This window comes from Streptomyces sp. NPDC088350 (assembly GCF_044753545.1).
Lineage (GTDB): Bacteria > Actinomycetota > Actinomycetes > Streptomycetales > Streptomycetaceae > Streptomyces.
In genome coordinates, this window is record NZ_JBIVNL010000002.1 from 819,753 (window position 1) to 838,061 (window position 18,309).

Sequence of the window (18,309 nt, forward strand, 5' to 3'; positions counted from 1 at the left end):
TGACACGCTGGACGGATGAACATCCCATTCCTGGGCGACCGGGGCGAGAAGCACCGTACTCACGACCCCGAGGGCATCGCCGAACTGCTGGCAGAGTGCGAGCTGCTCCGCGCGCACGCGGCCCGGGAGGGCATCCGACTCGACGACACCGCAAGCTCGTTGGAGGCGCTCGACCAACTGGTGCCGCGCTGGCGGGACGACGAGGAGACCCTGTCCTGGCTCGGCAACGACGCCGGTCTGTATCTGGGGACCGTCATCGTGCGCACGGTGCCGGGCGCCGCCTGGGAGATCTGGGCGAACGGCCAGCCCGTCGTACGGCTCGTCTCCGGGCGCGAGTTCGACGTCGTGGCCTCCGGTCATGAGTGGGCCGCCAGTGGTGTGCCCGAGCTCTCGCAGCTGTACGCCGAGGTCGCCGAGGAGTAACTGGAGGTTAAATACGGCTAATGCCCGAAAAGTGCGTGTCGTGCCTTGGCTCCGCTCTTGTGTGGATAGTTTGCGGCAACCACGACACAGCTGAGAGTGAGTAGGGCTGGGCATGGCCGTCGATCCGTTGATCGAACTGCGTGACGTCAACAAGTACTACGGGGAGCTGCATGTCCTGCAGGACATCAACCTCACCGTCGGCAAGGGGGAGGTGGTCGTGGTCATCGGCCCGTCGGGGTCGGGAAAGTCGACGCTGTGCCGGGCGATCAACCGGCTGGAGACCATCGAGTCCGGGACGATCCGGCTCGACGGGCAGCCGCTGCCCGAGGAGGGCAAGGCCCTCGCGAAGCTCCGCGCCGAGGTCGGCATGGTCTTCCAGTCCTTCAACCTGTTCGCCCACAGGACGGTCCTGCAGAACGTCTCGCTGGCCCAGATCAAAGTCCGCAAGCGCAGGCGGGAGGACGCCGACAAGCGGTCGTTGGAACTCCTGGACCGCGTGGGCCTCGCCTCCCAGGCGCCCAAGTACCCCGCGCAGCTCTCCGGCGGCCAGCAGCAGCGCGTGGCCATCGCCCGCGCCCTCGCCATGGAACCCAAGGCCCTGCTCTTCGACGAGCCGACCTCGGCCCTCGACCCGGAGATGATCAACGAAGTCCTCGAAGTCATGCGCCAACTCGCCCACGACGGCATGACGATGGTCGTCGTCACCCACGAGATGGGCTTTGCCCGCTCCGCCGCCAACCGCGTCGTGTTCATGGCCGACGGCCGCGTCGTCGAGGACCGCACCCCCGAGGAGTTCTTCACCAACCCGCGCACCGACCGGGCCAAGGACTTCCTGTCCAAGATCCTCAAGCACTGAGCGGGGGAGTGCGATCCATGTCCCGTACCACCCGTGTGTCGTTCGCCGTCGTCACGCTCACCGCGCTGCTCGCGAGTGCCTGCGGCAAGGAGGGCAGCCCGCCCGTCAAGGGCCCGGCCGCCGGGCAACTCCCCAACTACCAAGTGGCGCACGGCTTTCAGCTCCCCGACTCGCCGACCTGGAAGCGGGCGAAGAAGCGCGGCCACTTCACCGTCGGCGCCAAGGAGGACCAGCCCTACCTCGGCGAGAAGGACCCCGCGACGGGCACCTACTCCGGCTTCGACATCGAGATCGCCAAGATGATGTCGGCCTCCCTCGGCCTCGCCCCGCAGACCGTCCGCTTCAAGACGATCGCCTCCGCCAACCGCGAAACCGCCCTGCAGAACGGCCAGATCGACTACTACGTCGGCACCTACACCATCAACGACCTGCGCAAGAAACTCGTCGGCTTCGCCGGCCCCTACTACCTGGCCGGCCAGTCGCTCCTCGTCCGCGCCGACGAGCACGACATCCACGGCCCGCAGGACCTCGCCGGCAAACGCGTCTGCTCGGCGGCCGGCTCCACGCCGTACCAGCGCATCAAGGACGACTACCCCAAGGCCCAACTCGTCGCCTACGACACCTACTCGGTCTGCGTCGACAACCTCCTCACCTACCAGGTCGCCGCCGTCACCACCGACGACGCGATCCTCATCGGCTACGCGGCGAAGGTCCCCGATCAGCTCAAGGTCGTCGGCACACCCTTCTCGAAGGAGCCGTACGGCATCGGAGTCCCGCACGGCGACAACGCCCTGCGCTTCGCCCTCGACGACGCGTTGGAGGCCCGTGAGAAGAACGGCGACTGGAAGAAGGCGTACGAGGCGACGCTCGGCCTGTCCGGAGTGCCCGCGCCCACCCCGCCCGCGATCGACCGCTACCCGGCGAGCTGAGCGAGGCCGATGTGAACGTACTGACAGACAACTTCTCGACCTTCGGCGACGGCTTCCTCGGCACCGTCGAACTCACCGTCTACGCCTCGGTGTTGGCGCTCGTCCTCGGCTTCCTCATGGCCTCCTTCCGGGTCGCCCCCGTCGGTTCGCTGCGGGTGTTCGGAACGGTGTGGGTGACCGTGCTCCGCAACACCCCGCTCACCCTGCTGTTCTTCGCGGTGCTGCTCGGGCTGCCGCGCTTCGGACTCGTGCTGCCCTTCAAGGTGTTCGCGGTCCTGGCACTCGGCTGCTACACCTCGGCGTTCATCTGCGAGGCGCTGCGCTCCGGCATCAACACCGTGCCCAGGGGACAGGGGGAGGCGGCTCGTACGCTCGGGATGTCCTTCGGGCAGACCCTCGGACTGGTCGTGCTGCCGCAGGCGTTCCGCTCGGTGATCCCACCGGTCGGCTCCACACTGATCGCCCTCGCCAAGAACTCGGCGATCGCGGGCGCGTTCAGCGTCACCGAACTCCTCGGCACGTACCGGACGTTGAGCGAACTCGGCTACAACATCGTCTGGACCTTCGTCTGGATCGCCCTCGGCTACCTGATCATCACCCTCGCCATCAGCGCGCTGTTCAACGTGCTGGAGAGGAAGTGGGGAGTCGCCCGATGACCACCGCCAACGCCCTCTACGACGTCCCCGGCCCCAAGACCCGTAAGCGGCACCGCCTTTACGGCATCGCGTCCACAGCCGTCATCCTCGGGCTGCTCGGCTGGATCCTCTATCTCCTGTTCGACACCGACCAGTTCACCTACACGAAGTGGATGCCCTTCGAGTACAAGGGAATTCAGGAACTGCTGCTGCGCGGCCTCGGCAACACGCTCAAGGCCTTCGGGCTGGCGGCCGTACTGTCACTGGCACTTGGGACCCTGCTCGCGGTGGGACGCCTCTCCGACCACCGTCCCGTGCGCTGGCTGTCGACGCTCGTCGTGGAGTTCTTCCGCGCCATGCCCGTCCTGGTGATGATCTTCTTCATCTTCGTGGCGCTCAAGGTCCAGCCGCTGCCCGCGCTGGTCGCCGGCCTCACCCTCTACAACGGCTCGGTGCTCGCCGAGGTGTTCCGCTCCGGTGTCAACAGCGTCGAACGCGGCCAGCGGGAGGCCGCGTTCGCCCTCGGCATGCGCAAGGTCCACGTCATGTCGTACGTCCTGGTGCCGCAGGCGGTACGGGCCATGCTGCCCGCCATCATCAGCCAGTTGGTGGTCGCCCTGAAGGACACCTCGCTGGGCTATCTGATCACCTATGAGGAGTTTCTCCACGCCGGGAAGCTGATCGCGTCGAACCTCGACTACGATTTGCCGTTCATCCCCGTGGTGATGGTGATCTCGCCGATCTACATCGGGATGTGCATGCTGCTCTCCTGGTTCGCCGGATGGGTGTCCCGCCGGGAGCAGCGCAGTCCCAAGACCGAGGCCGAGGACGTGGCACCGGCCGAACCAGGGACGCTGCTGCCGCGGATGCAGTAGTAGAAGGGCACGTGCCCGGCCGGCGGCAGCCGGAGATCACTGCTCGCGCAGCGGGATCGACACGTACGACGGGTCGTTCGCCGGCGAGGAGAAGGTCAGCTGCGCGCCGGACGGGTTGTGCTCGATGTAGAGCGGGTCGACCGTGTCGACGACCAGCGCGAGACGATGCCCTGCCGGGACGTCGTAGGCCGTGGAGAACAACTCCAGGTCCACACCGAACGGCTTGCCGGGTGTCCGACCGTGCCAGGTGTACGGCGCGTTGCCGACCAGCTTGCCGAGGCCGAGCGGGCCCACGTCGTAGAGGTAGGCGACGAGGGTGCCGCTCTCCTTGGTGTCCGTGACCGTCGTATGCAACTTCACGGTGCCGCGCACCTGTTGGGCGTTCGGGTACTTCCCCGACTGCCACACGGCGGCCCAGCGGCGGGGGAGCAGGGGGATCGCGGCGACCGGGGGCATCTGCGCCACCTGGTCGAGGATGCTGGACAGGAAGACGATTCCGCCGTCCGCGCCCGAGTCGACGTTGGTGTGGAGGGTGGTCGTGCCCGCGAGGTCGATCTTCTTCCGCGTCGCGCCGACCGACTTCCAGTCCGGGTAGCCCTCGTAGCCGCCCGTGGAACGGGACTTGAGCTCCACGGGCTGCTCGCGGTCGATCCCGTTGTCCTCCCCCTTGAGGTAGTGGTCGAACCAGCGCTCGGTGTCCGTCCACACGTCGTTGGGCAGCCCGAACAGTCCGGTCAGCTCGGCGGTGGCGTGGTCGCCGGGGCGGAGTTCGAGCCGCTTGGGGCCGCTCAACGTGCCGTAGAACTCGGCTATTTGGCTGGGCGGGAAGATCGTGTCGCCCCATGCGTTGGCGAGCATGATCGCCGCGCCGTTCCTGTTGATCTGATCGACGTACGTTGCGGGGGAGCGCTCCTTCCCCCAGTCGATCAACTCCTGTTCCTTGGACAGGTCGGAGGCGAAGAAGTCCTTGAAGACCTGGCTCGTCTCCGCGCTCGGGCGGCCGGTGACGAGGCCGACGCCGTCCAGCAGGGCGGTCGCCTGCACGTGCTCGGTGCGGCCCGAGTAGATCGAGTCGATCAGGTCCGCCCAGCCGCTGAGCGAGGCAACTGCCTTGATCCGCTTGTCGTGTGCGGCGGCGAGGAGGCTGATGCCGGCGCCGTACGACACGCCCGCCATGCCGATGTGCCCCGCGTCGGACGGGGTGTTGGCGAGCGCCCAGTCGATCACCCTGGACGCGTCGGCCACGTCGGGCGGACCCGCCACCTCTATTCCGCCACCGGACTGCCAGAAGCCGCGGACGTTGTAACTCACCACGACATAGCCGGAGTTCGCGAGTTTCTCGGCCTGGGCCAGGTACTGGACCTGCGGGAAGCCCCAGCTCGTGGGCATGACCAGGAGGGGGTAGCTGCGCGAACCGTCCGCGCCCGCGGGCGTGACGACGTTCGCCGCGAGCTTCGTACCGCCGTCGCCGGTGATGTCGACGAAGCGCACGCCGTTCGTGGCGCCCTGGGCGGCGGGGGCGAGCCCGAGGACGCTTCCGGCGACCAGGGTCGCGGAGACGGCGCCCACGGCGGTCGTACGCAGGGCCTTGCGGTGGTGTGCCACGGACGGGCCACTCCTCACTCGTGTAAGTGCAAAGTGACCCGACGGTAACCTTGGCCCTTTACCTCAGGTAACCCGTCGGTAAGTTACGTGCCAGTAACGATTGTTGAAGTGTGCGCGAACTCAGGAGGCGCGGTGCGAACTGCGTGGTGCCGGTGCGGGTAGCGGAGTCTCCGCCGCCCGTGTCACGTCCGCCACCAGCTCGACCACATCGGGGCCGTACGCCTGTGAGTTGACCACCTTCAGCAGCAGGACGAAGGAGCTGCCGCCGTGTTTGCGGGCCAGCTTCTCGTGGTTGCGGGCGAGATAGCGGGTCGCCGCCTGGTTGGTGATCGCGCGCTGGCCGCAGAAGAGGAACACCGGCCGGGCGCCGCCGAGTTGGCCGGCGGTGAGGCGGGCGAGAAGCACGTACTCGCCCTTGCCGGGCTCAAGCCGGTAGCGCTCGCTGCCTACTTGGAACGCGCCCCGGTCCGGCCCGGGCTCCGGGTCGACGTTGACGCGGATGCCGGGCAGCAGGGACGCCAGATGCGCGGCCATCCGGCGATTCGAGGCCGGGCCGCCCACGCAGAACTCGGTGCGTTCGCCGAAGCCCTGCTGGGCCGCGTCGTGCGCGACGACCTGGGCGTGCGCGTTGCAGTCCTTGATCAGGGCGGCGAGTTCGAGGAGGGCGAACACGTCGTGCCGCATCACCGTGAGTTCGGGGCCGCCCGCCTCGCGGTTCACCACGAGCAGCGACTCGGAGTTGTCGGGCAGCCCGAAGAACGCCTGTTTGCGCCGGAGTTTGCGCTTCCACAGATAGGTGCGGGCCAGCCAGCCGAGCGCGGCACTGACGCCGGCGGCGGCCACGCCCAGAACGATGTTGCGCACGTCGTCATTCATGGGCGCGCATGCTAGCGGCCCGACGTGGCTGGTACGTACCGGTGTTCGACGTGTGACGTTCGTGTGGCGGCGGCCGGAAGCGGTCTGTCGGGGCCCGTGCCAGGTGGATACGCTGCGCGGACGGTTCTGGACTGGAGGTACGGATGCGTCGCCCTGTGGCACGGAAACTGTCGGTCCTGGCGGTCTCGGCCGCCGTAGTGTCGGTAGGGGCCACGGCTCCACCGGCCGCAACGAGCAGCACACCGACGAAGGTTCCGGTCGCCGTCGGCTACGGCGGCGCCGTGGCGAGCGTCGACGCGGACGCCACCGCCGCCGGTATCGAGGTCCTGAAGAAGGGCGGCAATGCGGTCGACGCGGCCGTCGCCACCGCCGCCGCCCTCGGCGTCACCGAGCCCTACTCCTCCGGCATCGGCGGAGGCGGCTACTTCGTCTACTACGACGCCAAGTCCCGTACGGTGCACACCATCGACGGCCGCGAGACCGCGCCGCTGACCGCCGACTCCCACCTCTTCGTGGAGAACGGCAAGGCCCTCGCCTTCGCCGACGCCGTCAGCAGCGGCCTCGGCGTCGGCACCCCGGGCACGCCCGCCACCTGGCAGACGGCGCTCGACCAGTGGGGCAGCAAGAAGCTCGGCACGGTGCTCAAGCCCGCCGAACGGATCGCGAGCGACGGCTTCACGGTCGACGACACCTTCCGCACCCAGACGGCGGCCAACGAGACCCGCTTCCGCTACTTCCCCGACACGGCAAAGCTGTTCCTGCCGGGCGGCGCGCTACCGGTCGTCGGCTCGACGTTCAAGAACCCCGAACTCGCCGCTACCTACAAGGAGTTGGGCAAGAAGGGGATCGGTGACATCTATCGAGGCGCCCTCGGTAAGGACATCCTCGCCACGGTGAACACCCCGAAGGTGGACGCCAGTTCCGGGTGGAACGCCCGCCCCGGCAAGCTGTCCGCCAAGGACCTCGCGGCCTACCGCGCCAAACTCCAGGCGCCCACGAAGACGTCGTACCGCGGACTCGGTGTCTACTCCATCGCGCCCTCCTCCTCCGGCGGCACGACTGTCGGCGAGGCCCTCAACATCCTTGAGAAGACGGACCTTTCGAAGGCCAGCGAGGTCCAGTACCTGCACCACTACATCGAGGCCAGCCGGATCGCGTTCGCGGACCGGGGGCGCTGGGTCGGCGACCCCGCCTTCGAGGACGTGCCCACGAAGGAACTGCTCTCGCAGAAGTTCGCCGACTCGCGCGCCTGCCTCATCAAGGACGACGCGGTGCTCACCAGCCCGCTGGCGCCCGCCGACCCGCGCCACCCGACGGCCTGCACCGCCACCGGGACGGCCGCCCCGACGACGTACGAGGGCGAGAACACCACGCACCTCACCGTCGCCGACAAGTGGGGCAACGTCGTCTCCTACACGCTCACCATCGAGCAGACCGGCGGTAGCGCGATGACCGTGCCCGGCCGCGGTTTCCTGCTCAACAACGAGCTGACCGACTTCTCCTTCACCCCGGCCAACCCGGCCGTCCACGACCCGAACCTGCCGGGACCGGGCAAGCGCCCGCGCTCGTCGATCTCGCCGACGATCGTCCTCGACAAGCACAACAAGCCGGTCGTGGCCCTCGGTTCACCCGGTGGCTCGACGATCATCACGACCGTGCTGCAGACCCTCACGGAGTTCTTGGACCGGAGGCTCCCGCTGGTCGACGCGATCGCGGCGCCGCGCGCGAGTCAGCGCAACGCGGCGAACACGGACCTCGAACCGGCGCTCTACAACAGTGACTTGAAGACGCAGCTGCAGGCCATCGGGCACTCCTTCACCTTGAACCCCGAGATCGGGGCGGCGACCGGTGTGCAGCGGCTGCCGGGTGGGAAGTGGCTGGCGGCGGCGGAGACGGTTCGGCGGGGTGGTGGTTCCGCGCAGGTGGTGGATCCTGCTCCGTAGTACGCGGTCCGCGGGAGCGTGGGGGCTGGTCGCGCAGTTCCCCGCGCCCCTTTGAGGGCGCCTCAGTGAGGGGCGCTCGACTGGTTCTGCCTGTTGAACACCAAGTGATCGCCCTCTACGTCCACCGTCACCTGACCGCCCTCCGCGATAGTGCCGTCGAGGAGCAGCCGCGACAGCCGGTTGTCGACCTCGCGCTGGATGGTGCGGCGCAGCGGTCGGGCGCCGTACTCGGGCTGGTGGCCCTGCCGGGACAGCCAGTCGACGGCCGGGTCGGTGAACGCGACCGTGATGCCCTGCGCGCGCAGGAGGCGGCGGGTGCGTTCCAGCAACAGCTCGGTGATCAGCCGGAGTTGCCCGGCGGTGAGCCGGCGGAAGACGACGATCTCGTCGATGCGGTTGAGGAACTCGGGGCGGAAGTGCTCGCGCAGCGGGCGCAGGATCTGCTCGCGCCGGGCCTCCTCGTCCGCGTCTGCGCCGCCCGGACCGAAGCCGATGCCGGCGCCGCTCCGGGTGATCGCGTCGGAGCCGAGGTTGCTGGTCATCACGATCACCGTGTTGGTGAAGTCGACCGTGCGGCCCTGGGAGTCGGTCAACCGGCCGTCGTCCAGGACCTGGAGCAGGATGTTGAACACGTCCGGGTGCGCCTTCTCGACCTCGTCGAGCAGGAGCAGCGAGTACGGGTGGCGGCGCACGACCTCGGTCAGCTGACCGGCCTCCTCGTGGCCGACATAGCCGGGCGGGGCGCCGACGAGACGGCTGACCGTGTGCCGTTCCTGGTACTCGCTCATGTCGAGGCGGACCATGCGGTCCTCGCTGCCGAACAGGGACTCGGCCAGCGCGCGGGCAAGTTCCGTCTTGCCGACGCCGGTCGGGCCGAGGAACAGGAAGCTGCCGATCGGCCGGTCCGGGCTCGCCAGACCGGCGCGGGAGCGCAGCACCGCGTCCGACACGACCCGGACCGCCTCCTCCTGGCCGACGACCCGCCGGTGCAGATGCTCCTCCAGGCCGAGCAGCCGGTCCTTCTCCTCCGCCGTGAGACTGCTTACCGGGATACCGGTCTGCCGGGACACGACTTCGGCGATCGCCTCACCGGTGACCTCCAGGTGCTGCCCCTCGTCGCCCGTGTCCTCACCGCCGGCCTCGGCCAGCCGTACCTTCGACTCGGCGATGCGGTCACGGAGTTGGGTGGCCTTCTCGTAGTCCTCGTCGGCCGCCGCCTGTTCCTTGTCGCGGGAGAGCTGCTCCACCTCGCGTTCCAGGGCCCGTACGTCCGTGCCCTTCGTGCGCGCCCGCAGCCGTACCCGCGCGCCCGCCTGGTCGATCAGGTCGATCGCCTTGTCGGGGAGTCGGCGGTCGGTGAGATAGCGGTCGGACAGTTCCACGGCGGCCACCAACGCCTCGTCGGTGTAGCGGACTTGGTGGTGGGCCTCGTAGCGGTCGCGCAGTCCGCGCAGGATCTCGATCGCGTCCGTGACGGTCGGCTCGGGCACCAGGATCGGCTGGAACCTGCGGGCCAGCGCCGCGTCCTTCTCGATCCGGCGGTACTCCTCCAGCGTCGTGGCACCGACGATGTGCAACTCGCCGCGCGCGAGGGCTGGTTTGAGGATGTTGCCGGCGTCCATGGATCCGCCCTCGCCGCCACCGCCCGCGCCGACCACGGTGTGCAACTCGTCGATGAACACGATCAGTTCGTCCGAGTGCGCGCGGATCTCGCCGACGATGTTCGTCAGCCGCTCCTCGAAGTCGCCCCGGAAACGGGTGCCCGCGACGACGCCGGTGAGGTCGAGTGCGACGACTCGCCGCCCTACCAACACGTCCGGTACGTCGCCGTCCGTGATGCGCTGGGCGAGGCCCTCCACGATCGCGGTCTTGCCGACCCCTGCGTCGCCGATCAGCACCGGGTTGTTCTTGCCGCGCCGGGACAGCACCTCGATGGTCTGCTCGATCTCCTCGTCGCGTCCGATCACCGGGTCGATACGGCCGTGGCGGGCCAGGTCGGTGAGATCGCGGCTGTACTTGTCGAGCGTGGGGGTGCCGGTGGGGCGGGGCTGGTCCGTGCGGGGCTGTGTGCCGTCCAGCGGCTCGGGCGGCAGGCCCGTGGGGGCGTAGCGGGCCGCGTTCAGGATGTGGCCGGCGGCGGAGTCCGGGTTCGCGGCGAGCGCGCCGAGGACGTGTTCGGGGCCGATGTAACCGGTGCCGCCCGCCCTGGCCAGGTCGTGGGCGTCCAGGAGGGCGCGTTTGACGGCCGGGGTGAGGGCGAGCGACGTGCCGTCCGGGGGGTGGGCGGGTCCTGAGCGCTGGTCGATCTCCGCGGCGAGGGAGTCGGGGTCCGCGCCTGCGCGGGTGAGGAGGCCGCGGGTCGGCTCCGCGGACAGGGCGGCGCGGAGGAGGTGCTGGGTGTCGAGGTCGTGGCTGCCGTGTTCCGCGGCGTACTGGGCGGCGCCGCGGAGGAGGTCCCTGGTGGGTTGGCTCAGCAGGCGGCCGATGTCTATGTGGCGTGGGCCGGGACGGGCTTCTCCACCGAAGAACCGGGCCAGGAACTCGCCGAAGGGGTCGTTTTCGGGGTTGGTGTGGCCGCTGGTCATCAATCCACCATGGCACGGGTCACTGCGTGGGGCATGTGCAGATGGTTTGCGAGTGCGGGCGCGTTGTGGCTGGTCGCGCCCACGCGGCGGAGCCGCACATCGACACGGCCCCGCGCCCCCGAAGGGGCGCTGACCTCACCGTCGCTCGGTAAGGACCCTGGGCCCGCCATCCGTAATCGCCACTGTGTGCTCAACGTGTGCCGCCCTCGACCCGTCGTTCGTGCGCAGGGTCCAGCCGTCGGGTGCCTCGTGGTAGCCGTCCTTTCCGCTCGCGATCAGCATCGGCTCGATCGCGATGGCCATGCCGTGGCGGAGGGGGAGGCCCCGGCCGGGGCGGCCCTCGTTCGGGATCGCGGGGTCCTCGTGCATCTGGCGGCCGATGCCGTGGCCGCCGAAGCCCTGGGGGATGCCGTAGCCGGCCGTACGGCAGACCGTGCCGATCGCGTGGGCGATGTCGCCGATGCGGTTGCCGACGACGGCTGCCGCGATGCCCGCCGCGAGGGCGCGCTCGGCGGTGTCGATCAGGCGTACGTCGGCGGGGCGCGGTGTGCCGACGGTGAAGCTGAGGGCCGAGTCGCCGGCCCAGCCGCCCAGCTCGGCGCCGAAGTCGATCGAGACCAGGTCGCCGTCGCGCAGCCGGTAGCCGTCCGGGATGCCGTGCACGATCGCGTCGTTCACCGAGGCGCAGACGACCGCCGGGAACGGGGTGGGCGCGAACGAGGGGCGGTAGCCGAGGAAGGGCGAGGTCGCGCCCGCCGCGCGCAGCACGTCGTGCGCCAACTCGTCCAGTTCCAGCAGGGACACGCCCACGTCGGCGGCCTCCCGCACGGCCGTGAGGGCGCGGGCCACGACCTGGCCCGCCTCGTACATCGCATCGATAGACGTGTCCGTCTTGAGTTCCACCATGCCAATTACTATACCGGTATTAGAATGACGGCATGGTACGCACCCCGCTCACTCCCGAAGAACATGAACGCGGCGAACGGCTCGGCCGGTTGCTCCGCGAGGCCCGCGGTGGCCGCAGCATGACGGAGGTGGCGGCGAACGCGGGCATCTCGGCCGAAACCCTCCGCAAGATTGAGACGGGCCGGGCTCCCACGCCCGCCTTCTTCACCGTCGCCGCCCTCGCCGACGCGCTCGGACTGTCCATGGACGAACTCGTGGTCAGGTGCGCGCCGTTGGCGGCCTGAGGCCGAGAGAGACCGCCCCTCGACGGGAGACGTGTGCCGTGTCTGCCGCCGATTCGGCGTCCTTATGCCGTACGGCTGCTCGCCGGCTCCCTCGTCGGCCGTATGCCCAGCGCCATGGCGGCGCTCGCCATCGCCCTCTCCTTGCGCGAGGCGGCGCGGGCTACCGCCTCGTCGGGATCGCCACCGGTGTCTTCGCCGTGGTCGGGGCGATCGGCGGCCCGCTGCTCGGGCGGCTCGTCGACCGCACCGGCCGGCCACGCGTGCTCGTCGGGTCCGCCGTGGTGTCCGGCGCGGGGTACGCCCTCCTCGCGCTCGCACCCGGATCGCTCTACGGCACTCTCGCCGGGGCCGTCGTCGCGGGTGCCGCCGCGCCGCCCCTGGAGCCGTGTCTGCGCGCCCTGTGGCCCTGATCGGCGCCGGGATCGCCGCCGGATCGGCCGTGACGGGCCTGCTCCTCGCCGGTTCCGCGCTGCCGGTCGCGGCGGCGCTCGGCGCCTCCGGGGTGAGTGCGGGCGCCCTGGTCCTGTGCTCTGTCCCGGGGTCGGCTCGCCGTGCCCATGACCGTCCGGGAGACAGCGGATCCGGCGTGAACCCGGCGGGCGCACAGTCGGGAGGCGTAGGCTCCGAGACCTCTGCGCCCGGCTCGAAAAGCTTCCGTAGCCGCGTCGTAACACAAATGGTGTTTTCTACGGACCGGAGTACTCCGGTCTGGCGGGAGTTGGAGCATGGCTGTGGATCAACTCCCCGGACAGGTGCGGGAGTTCGCGAACTACCTCGACGGACTCCTGGCGCGCCTGGACCAGGGCGGCGGCTGGTGCGGGGTGTTCTGGCAGCGCGATCCCGACGGCATGCAGGCCTGTCTGAGCGGGCGTGAAGTACCGCCCTGGGACGTGGTGGAGGCCCTCCTCCAGGACCTCGCGGCGGAGTACGGCCACGGCGTCGCGAGCCAGGAGAAGAACCGGGCCCGCACCCTGCACGCGGCGGCGCTCACCGCGTTCGACGCCCGGCCCGGCAGCCGGGACGCCCTCGGCGACCGGCTCGACGTGATGCTCCGCGAACAGAAGTACGCGGCCGAACGGCAGGCGGAACTGGGGCGGTTGCTCAACTCCGCCGGCACCCGGGAAGAGGCCGACGCCCTCCGCCTCGACCTCGCCTGGGCCCACGACGACCACGAGCGCGCCACCGCCCGCTGCGCCGAACTCCACGCCCGCATCGAGGAGTTGGACAACCGTGTCCGCCTCCAGGGCGACCGGGGCGTCCATCGCGACCGGCACGGCGACGTGTTCCGCGTCGACGAGACCTTCCAGGACCCGAACAGCCCCGCGTACGACCAGGGCAATGCCGCGTACGACCGGAATCAGGCCCCGCGCCGACTGCCCCGCCAGCGCGACCCGGAGTACGCGCCGGGCCCCGGCCAGGACAACGCGCCGGGCGGATACGACAGCGCCGAACGCGGCACGAGCCCCGACTACCGGCACCCGGACCACGCGAGCCGCGATCACGTCGGCCACGAGGGGACGTACCGGGACGGCGGGACCCCGGACGCGCACCGCGGTGACGAAGGGGCGCACCGGAGCGACGGCGCACCGGACGCGCGCCGCGGCTACCAGGAATTCGAGCGCGCGAACCCCGGCTACGGTGATCCGGACCCCACGAGGGGCGACTTCCAGAGCCCCGGCGCCACCCCGGCGACCGCGTCCCCCGACCAGGCCGTCCCCGACCAGGCCCCCGCCCCCAAACAACGCAAGCGCCGCCGGGGCAGCGCCCGCTTCGCCGGCATGGTCGAGGACGACACCGCCACCACCCCGGCCCCGGACCCCGCAGCCGCCGTACCGGAACTCCCCGCGCCGCCGCCCGCCGCCCGCCGCACCCCGCGCGGAGCCCGTTTCGCCGGGGCCGCCCGGCCGGTCGAGCGGTCGCAGCCGAAGCGGGAGCCCTTGGACGCGGAGGCCCGGCAGGGCACCGTGGAGGCCGTTCAGCGGCTCGTGGGGCTACGGCGGGAGGGCCGTAGCGGCGAGGCGCACGCGCTGCTCGTCGAGGCCGCCTACTGGCCCGCCGCGCGCTTCCCGCTGCTCGCGGCGGAGCTGCAGCGGGCCGGGCTCGGCGCGGACTGGGCGACGCTGCTGTGGGAGGCCGCCTCACTGCCCGCCGACCGGCTGGTCGGCGCGGCGGACGCGCTGGTCGCGGCCGGCCGTACGGCGGACGGCGACCAGATCCTCCGGCAGGGCGTGGCCCGCCCCGCCGGCGAGATAGGCGAGGCCGTGCTCGCGCTGGCCGCCGAGGGCCGCCGCCGCGAGATCCGTGCCCTGCTCGACGCCTACGTCCGCGTCCGCACCCCCGAGGAGGCGGCCCGCAGCGTCGCGGCCGACCCGCAGCAGCTCGTCCCGCTCCTGGTGGAGGCCGCCCAGGGCGTCTCGGACGAATGCCACTGGGACCTGGTCCACGCCCTGCGAGTGGCGGGCTTCACCGCCTGACCGGCCCAGCGGCTCACCCACCGGAGTGTGAAACACGATCGACTCCGCGGGTTAACGACGATGGTCTTGGCAAGGCTCCTCCGGAGGCTTACGTTCATCCCTCTACGGCCTTTGTCTACGGGCGTAGAGGCTCTGACGTCCCGTCGAAGGAGCAGCTCATGGCCAACGTCGTACGCGCCGCTCTGGTCCAGGCCACCTGGACCGGAGACACCGAGTCCATGGTGGCGAAACACGAGGAACACGCCCGCGAGGCGGCCCGTCAGGGTGCCAGGATCATCGGGTTCCAGGAAGTGTTCAACGCCCCCTATTTCTGTCAGGTCCAGGAACCGGAGCACTACAGCTGGGCCGAGCCGGTGCCCGACGGGCCGACCGTGCGTCGTATGCAACAGCTCGCGCGCGAGACCGGCATGGTGATCGTCGTCCCGGTCTTCGAGATCGAGCAGGACGGCTTCTACTACAACACCGCGGCCGTGATCGACGCCGACGGCACCTTCCTCGGCAAGTACCGCAAGCACCACATCCCCCAGGTCAAGGGCTTCTGGGAGAAGTACTACTTCAGGCCGGGCAACGCCGGCTGGCCCGTCTTCGACACCGCCGTCGGCAAGGTCGGCGTCTACATCTGCTACGACCGCCACTTCCCCGAGGGCTGGCGCCAACTCGGTCTCAACGGAGCCCAGTTGGTCTACAACCCGTCCGCCACCTCGCGCGGCCTCTCCGCCTACCTCTGGCAGCTGGAGCAGCCCGCCGCCGCGGTCGCCAACGAGTACTTCATCGCCGCCATCAACCGGGTGGGACAGGAGGAGTACGGGGACAACGACTTCTACGGCACCTCGTACTTCGTCAACCCGCGCGGCCAGTTCGTCGGCGAGGTCGCCGGCGACAAGGACGAGGAACTCCTCGTCCGCGACCTCGACTTCGGCCTCATCGAAGAAGTGCGGCAGCAGTGGGCGTTCTACCGCGACCGCCGCCCCGACGCCTACGAAGGGCTGGTACAGCCGTGACCAAGGACCTGCTGGGACGGCACAGGGCCGTGCTCCCGGACTGGCTCGCCCTCTACTACGCGAACCCTCTTGAGATCACGCACGGCGAGGGCCGGCACGTCTGGGACACCGAGGGCAACAAGTACCTCGACTTCTTCGGCGGCATCCTCACCACCATGACCGCGCACGCCCTCCCCGAGGTCACCAAGGCGGTCAGCGAGCAGGCCGGGCGGATCATCCATTCGTCCACGCTCTACCTCAACCGGCCGATGGTCGAACTCGCCGAGCGCGTCGCCCAGTTGTCCGGCATCCCCGACGCCCGCGTCTTCTTCACCACCTCGGGCACCGAGGCCAACGACACCGCCCTCATGCTGGCGACCTCGTACCGGCGCAGCAACCAGATCCTGGCCATGCGCAACAGCTACCACGGCCGGTCCTTCAGCTCGGTCGGCATCACCGGCAACCGCGGCTGGTCCCCGACCTCGCTGTCCCCGCTCCAGACGCTGTACGTCCACGGGGGAGTCCGGACACGCGGACCCTACGCCCACCTGTCCGACGCCGAGTTCATCGCCGCCTGCGTCGAGGACCTCAAGGATCTGCTCGGTCACGTCCGGCCGCCCGCCGCCCTCATCGCCGAACCCGTGCAGGGCGTCGGCGGGTTCACCTCCCCGCCCGACGGTCTGTACGCGGCCTTCCGCGAAGTCCTCGCAGAGCACGGCGTGTTGTGGATCGCCGACGAGGTGCAGACCGGCTGGGGCCGCACCGGCGACCACTTCTGGGGCTGGCAGGCCCACGCGCAGAACGGCCCGCCGGACATCCTCACCTTCGCCAAGGGCATCGGCAACGGCATGTCCATCGGCGGTGTCGTCGCCCGCGCCGACATCATGAACTGCCTGGACTCCAACAGCATTTCGACCTTCGGCGGCACCCAGATCACCATGGCGGCCGGCCTCGCCAACCTCACCTATCTGCTGGAGCACGACCTCCAGGGCAACGCCCGGCGCGTCGGCGGCCTCCTCATCGAGCGGCTGCGGGCCGTCGGCGCCCAGCATCCCGGCGTACGGGAAGTGCGCGGGCGCGGACTGATGATCGGCATCGAACTGGTGAAACCGGGCACCGACGAGGCCGATCCGCAAGCCGCCTCCGCCGTGCTGGAAGCGGCCCGCGAGGGCGGCCTGTTGATCGGCAAGGGCGGCGGACACAACACCAGCGCCCTGCGCGTCGCCCCGCCGCTGTCCCTGACCGTCGCGGAGGCCGAAGAAGGCGCCGCCATCCTCGAACAGGCTCTGAGGAGCACGCAGTAGCAGTACGAGCAAGGGAACATCGTCATGGCCACCACCCTGGACACCCTGGAGCCCGCCCTGTCGGTCCGTCAGGTCCTCGGCCTGGAACGGGTCCTCGCCGGGGAACCCGAGGTGGTGGCCGGCGCGAGCCAACTCGACCGGCCCGTGCGCTGGGTGCACGTCGCCGAGGCCGCCGACGTCGGCGTGATGCTGAGCGGCGGCGAGATGATCCTCACCACCGGGGTCCTGCTCGCCGGCGACGAGGGCGCGCAGGCCGAGTACATCCAGTCCCTGCACCGCGCGGAGGCATCCGCCGTGGTCCTGGGACTGGGCCGCGCGTTCCCCGCCCCGCCGGACGTGATGCGCCGCGCGGCCGAGCGGTGCGGGCTGCCCATGGTGGTGCTCCACCGCCCCTTCCCCTTCGCGGAGTTGACGGAGGAGGTCCAATCCCGGCTCGTACGGCGGAAGTTCGCCGCGGTCAGCCTCTCCGAGGCCGTACGGACCGCGCTCACCGGGCTCATCACCGGCGGCGCCCCGCTCCAGAGCCTGCTCGACGAGGTCGCCACCCACAGCGCCTGCCCGGTCGTCGTCACCAACCTCGCCCACCGCGTCCTCGCCACGGCGGGGGAGCGGTCGGCCGTCGACGACGTGCTGCGCGACTGGGAGCGCATCTCCCGGCAGGCAGGCGGCAACGAGGGCGACGGCTGGATCCGCGCCGAACTGGGCGGACGCGGCGAGCGCTGGGGCCAGATCATGCTCTGCGGCTACCGCGGCGACACCGCCACCGGACGCCTCCTCGCCGACCGCGCCGCCGAGGCCCTCGTCCTGCACCGCATGCTCGGCGGCTCCGCCCACACCTGGGAGGAACAGTCCGCGCAGAGCCTGCTGACCGACCTGGCGAGCGGCGTCGTACCGGCCCGCCAACTCCTGCCCCGCGCCCGGGCCGCAGGACTCCCCGTCAACCGGCGCACCTTCGTACCGATGGTCGTACGCGACGGCGACACCGCCCAACTAGACCGCGTGCTACGGCTGTTGGGACTGCCCGGACTCGTCGCGGAACTGGCGGACGGTGTCACCGCCGTCTTGCTCAGCCTGCCCCGCGACCAGGACGCGGACGCCCTCGCCGCACACTTCGCGAGCCGGCTGCGCACCGAGTCGGGGGCGTTGAAAGCGGTGGTGGCCGCCGCCGGGCAGCGCACCGTGTGGGACGACGTGCCCGCAGGCCTGCGCGAGGCACAGCATGTCGCCGACGCCGTGGCCGACTCCAGCGACGCCCTCGAACTCCCCGCCGTCGTACGCCTCAAGGACGTCCATCTGCGTGGCCTGATCCGGCTGCTCAGGGACGACCCGCAGGTGCAGTCGTTCGCGGAGCGGGAGTTGGACGGGCTGCTGTGCGCGGCCGGCGAGGACCTGCTCGCCGTACTGCGCACCTATCTGGCCACCGGCCGCAACAAGTCGCGCACCGCGCAGCTCCACCACGTCTCACGGCCCGCGCTGTACCGCCGGCTGGAGGCCATAGAGGGCCGGCTCGGGGTGGACCTCGACGATTTCGAGCAGGCCGCCTCGGTGCACATCGCGCTCCTCGCGCACGACGCGCAACAGGGGTGAAACATGGGACTACCTGCGAAAACGGCGGTGAAACATGCGGCCACGAC

The 18,309-nt window shown here is 70.3% G+C and carries 16 protein-coding genes; 12 read left to right on the forward strand and 4 right to left on the reverse strand.

The window, feature by feature from the left end:
* The first annotated feature begins 15 nt into the window (after positions 1-15).
* The 5 genes from ACIQBL_RS08810 to ACIQBL_RS08830 all read left to right on the forward strand — a co-directional run bounded on the left by ACIQBL_RS08810 (position 16) and on the right by ACIQBL_RS08830 (position 3,718).
* Complete coding sequence (locus tag ACIQBL_RS08810; RefSeq protein WP_401938438.1) at positions 16-423, forward strand: DUF6278 family protein; 408 nt, start codon at positions 16-18, stop codon at positions 421-423.
* 112 nt (positions 424-535) lie between these two features.
* On the forward strand, positions 536-1,279 hold the full coding sequence (locus ACIQBL_RS08815; RefSeq protein WP_401938441.1) for an amino acid ABC transporter ATP-binding protein: 744 nt from the start codon (positions 536-538) through the stop codon (positions 1,277-1,279).
* Between the two features lie 17 nt (positions 1,280-1,296).
* Positions 1,297-2,208, forward strand: a complete 912-nt coding sequence (locus ACIQBL_RS08820; RefSeq protein ID WP_401938443.1) for a glutamate ABC transporter substrate-binding protein — start codon at positions 1,297-1,299, stop codon at positions 2,206-2,208.
* Between the two features lie 11 nt (positions 2,209-2,219).
* A complete protein-coding gene (locus ACIQBL_RS08825; protein ID WP_401938446.1) occupies positions 2,220-2,864 on the forward strand; it encodes an amino acid ABC transporter permease in 645 nt (214 codons plus the stop codon).
* The gene (locus ACIQBL_RS08830) at positions 2,861-3,718 is read left to right on the forward strand and encodes an amino acid ABC transporter permease (protein ID WP_401938447.1); all 858 of its coding nucleotides are present in this window, start codon (positions 2,861-2,863) and stop codon (positions 3,716-3,718) included. The genes ACIQBL_RS08825 and ACIQBL_RS08830 overlap by 4 nt, the downstream gene beginning before the upstream one ends.
* Before the next feature lie 36 nt (positions 3,719-3,754).
* Here ACIQBL_RS08830 and ACIQBL_RS08835 read toward each other — a convergent pair whose 3' ends face one another.
* Together ACIQBL_RS08835 and ACIQBL_RS08840 are read right to left on the reverse strand one after the other, a co-directional pair.
* The gene (locus ACIQBL_RS08835; RefSeq protein WP_401938449.1) at positions 3,755-5,323 is read right to left on the reverse strand and encodes an alpha/beta fold hydrolase; all 1,569 of its coding nucleotides are present in this window, start codon (positions 5,321-5,323) and stop codon (positions 3,755-3,757) included.
* A gap of 120 nt (positions 5,324-5,443) precedes the next feature.
* Positions 5,444-6,199: a hypothetical protein gene (locus ACIQBL_RS08840; RefSeq protein WP_401938451.1), complete on the reverse strand. Its 756-nt coding sequence runs from the start codon at positions 6,197-6,199 to the stop codon at positions 5,444-5,446.
* A 143-nt stretch (positions 6,200-6,342) separates the two neighbouring features.
* Between ACIQBL_RS08840 and ggt the strand changes: the two genes are divergently transcribed.
* The gene (gene ggt / locus ACIQBL_RS08845; protein WP_401938454.1) at positions 6,343-8,142 is read left to right on the forward strand and encodes a gamma-glutamyltransferase; all 1,800 of its coding nucleotides are present in this window, start codon (positions 6,343-6,345) and stop codon (positions 8,140-8,142) included.
* A 62-nt stretch (positions 8,143-8,204) separates the two neighbouring features.
* Here the strand turns inward: ggt and ACIQBL_RS08850 are convergent, their stop codons facing one another.
* Positions 8,205-10,727 carry an ATP-dependent Clp protease ATP-binding subunit gene (locus tag ACIQBL_RS08850; RefSeq protein WP_401938456.1) on the reverse strand — a complete coding sequence of 841 codons (2,523 nt, stop codon included), beginning with the start codon at positions 10,725-10,727 and terminating at the stop codon, positions 8,205-8,207.
* A 135-nt stretch (positions 10,728-10,862) separates the two neighbouring features.
* The gene (gene map, locus ACIQBL_RS08855) at positions 10,863-11,633 is read right to left on the reverse strand and encodes a type I methionyl aminopeptidase (RefSeq protein WP_401938458.1); all 771 of its coding nucleotides are present in this window, start codon (positions 11,631-11,633) and stop codon (positions 10,863-10,865) included.
* Positions 11,634-11,665: 32 nt separating this feature from the next.
* Here map and ACIQBL_RS08860 point away from each other — a divergent pair, with 32 nt between their 5' ends.
* The 6 genes from ACIQBL_RS08860 (at position 11,666) to ACIQBL_RS08885 (ending at position 18,262) form a co-directional block, all read left to right on the forward strand.
* The gene (locus tag ACIQBL_RS08860; RefSeq protein ID WP_043678733.1) at positions 11,666-11,917 is read left to right on the forward strand and encodes a helix-turn-helix domain-containing protein; all 252 of its coding nucleotides are present in this window, start codon (positions 11,666-11,668) and stop codon (positions 11,915-11,917) included.
* Between the two features lie 197 nt (positions 11,918-12,114).
* Positions 12,115-12,327 (forward strand): hypothetical protein, encoded by a 213-nt coding sequence (locus ACIQBL_RS08865; RefSeq protein ID WP_401938461.1) that lies wholly within the window; start codon positions 12,115-12,117, stop codon positions 12,325-12,327.
* Between the two features lie 315 nt (positions 12,328-12,642).
* Positions 12,643-14,391, forward strand: coding sequence for a hypothetical protein (locus tag ACIQBL_RS08870; protein WP_401938463.1), 1,749 nt, complete (start codon positions 12,643-12,645; stop codon positions 14,389-14,391).
* 158 nt (positions 14,392-14,549) lie between these two features.
* The gene (locus tag ACIQBL_RS08875) at positions 14,550-15,392 is read left to right on the forward strand and encodes a nitrilase-related carbon-nitrogen hydrolase (RefSeq protein WP_401938466.1); all 843 of its coding nucleotides are present in this window, start codon (positions 14,550-14,552) and stop codon (positions 15,390-15,392) included.
* The gene (locus ACIQBL_RS08880; protein WP_401938469.1) at positions 15,389-16,675 is read left to right on the forward strand and encodes an aspartate aminotransferase family protein; all 1,287 of its coding nucleotides are present in this window, start codon (positions 15,389-15,391) and stop codon (positions 16,673-16,675) included. Before ACIQBL_RS08875 ends, ACIQBL_RS08880 begins: the two co-directional genes overlap by 4 nt.
* A gap of 24 nt (positions 16,676-16,699) precedes the next feature.
* Positions 16,700-18,262: a PucR family transcriptional regulator gene (locus ACIQBL_RS08885; RefSeq protein WP_401938470.1), complete on the forward strand. Its 1,563-nt coding sequence runs from the start codon at positions 16,700-16,702 to the stop codon at positions 18,260-18,262.
* Positions 18,263-18,309 lie beyond the last annotated feature (47 nt).

Coding starts and splice junctions, on each gene's coding strand:
- ACIQBL_RS08870 (WP_401938463.1), top strand. CDS start 12,643: ATGGCTGTGGATCAACTCCCCGGACAGGTGCGGGAGTTCGCGAACTAC.
- map (WP_401938458.1), bottom strand. CDS start 11,633: ATGGTGGAACTCAAGACGGACACGTCTATCGATGCGATGTACGAGGCG.
- ggt (WP_401938454.1), top strand. CDS start 6,343: ATGCGTCGCCCTGTGGCACGGAAACTGTCGGTCCTGGCGGTCTCGGCC.
- ACIQBL_RS08810 (WP_401938438.1), top strand. CDS start 16: ATGAACATCCCATTCCTGGGCGACCGGGGCGAGAAGCACCGTACTCAC.
- ACIQBL_RS08850 (WP_401938456.1), bottom strand. CDS start 10,727: ATGACCAGCGGCCACACCAACCCCGAAAACGACCCCTTCGGCGAGTTC.
- ACIQBL_RS08820 (WP_401938443.1), top strand. CDS start 1,297: ATGTCCCGTACCACCCGTGTGTCGTTCGCCGTCGTCACGCTCACCGCG.
- ACIQBL_RS08840 (WP_401938451.1), bottom strand. CDS start 6,199: ATGAATGACGACGTGCGCAACATCGTTCTGGGCGTGGCCGCCGCCGGC.
- ACIQBL_RS08830 (WP_401938447.1), top strand. CDS start 2,861: ATGACCACCGCCAACGCCCTCTACGACGTCCCCGGCCCCAAGACCCGT.
- ACIQBL_RS08860 (WP_043678733.1), top strand. CDS start 11,666: ATGGTACGCACCCCGCTCACTCCCGAAGAACATGAACGCGGCGAACGG.
- ACIQBL_RS08815 (WP_401938441.1), top strand. CDS start 536: ATGGCCGTCGATCCGTTGATCGAACTGCGTGACGTCAACAAGTACTAC.
- ACIQBL_RS08875 (WP_401938466.1), top strand. CDS start 14,550: ATGGCCAACGTCGTACGCGCCGCTCTGGTCCAGGCCACCTGGACCGGA.
- ACIQBL_RS08885 (WP_401938470.1), top strand. CDS start 16,700: ATGGCCACCACCCTGGACACCCTGGAGCCCGCCCTGTCGGTCCGTCAG.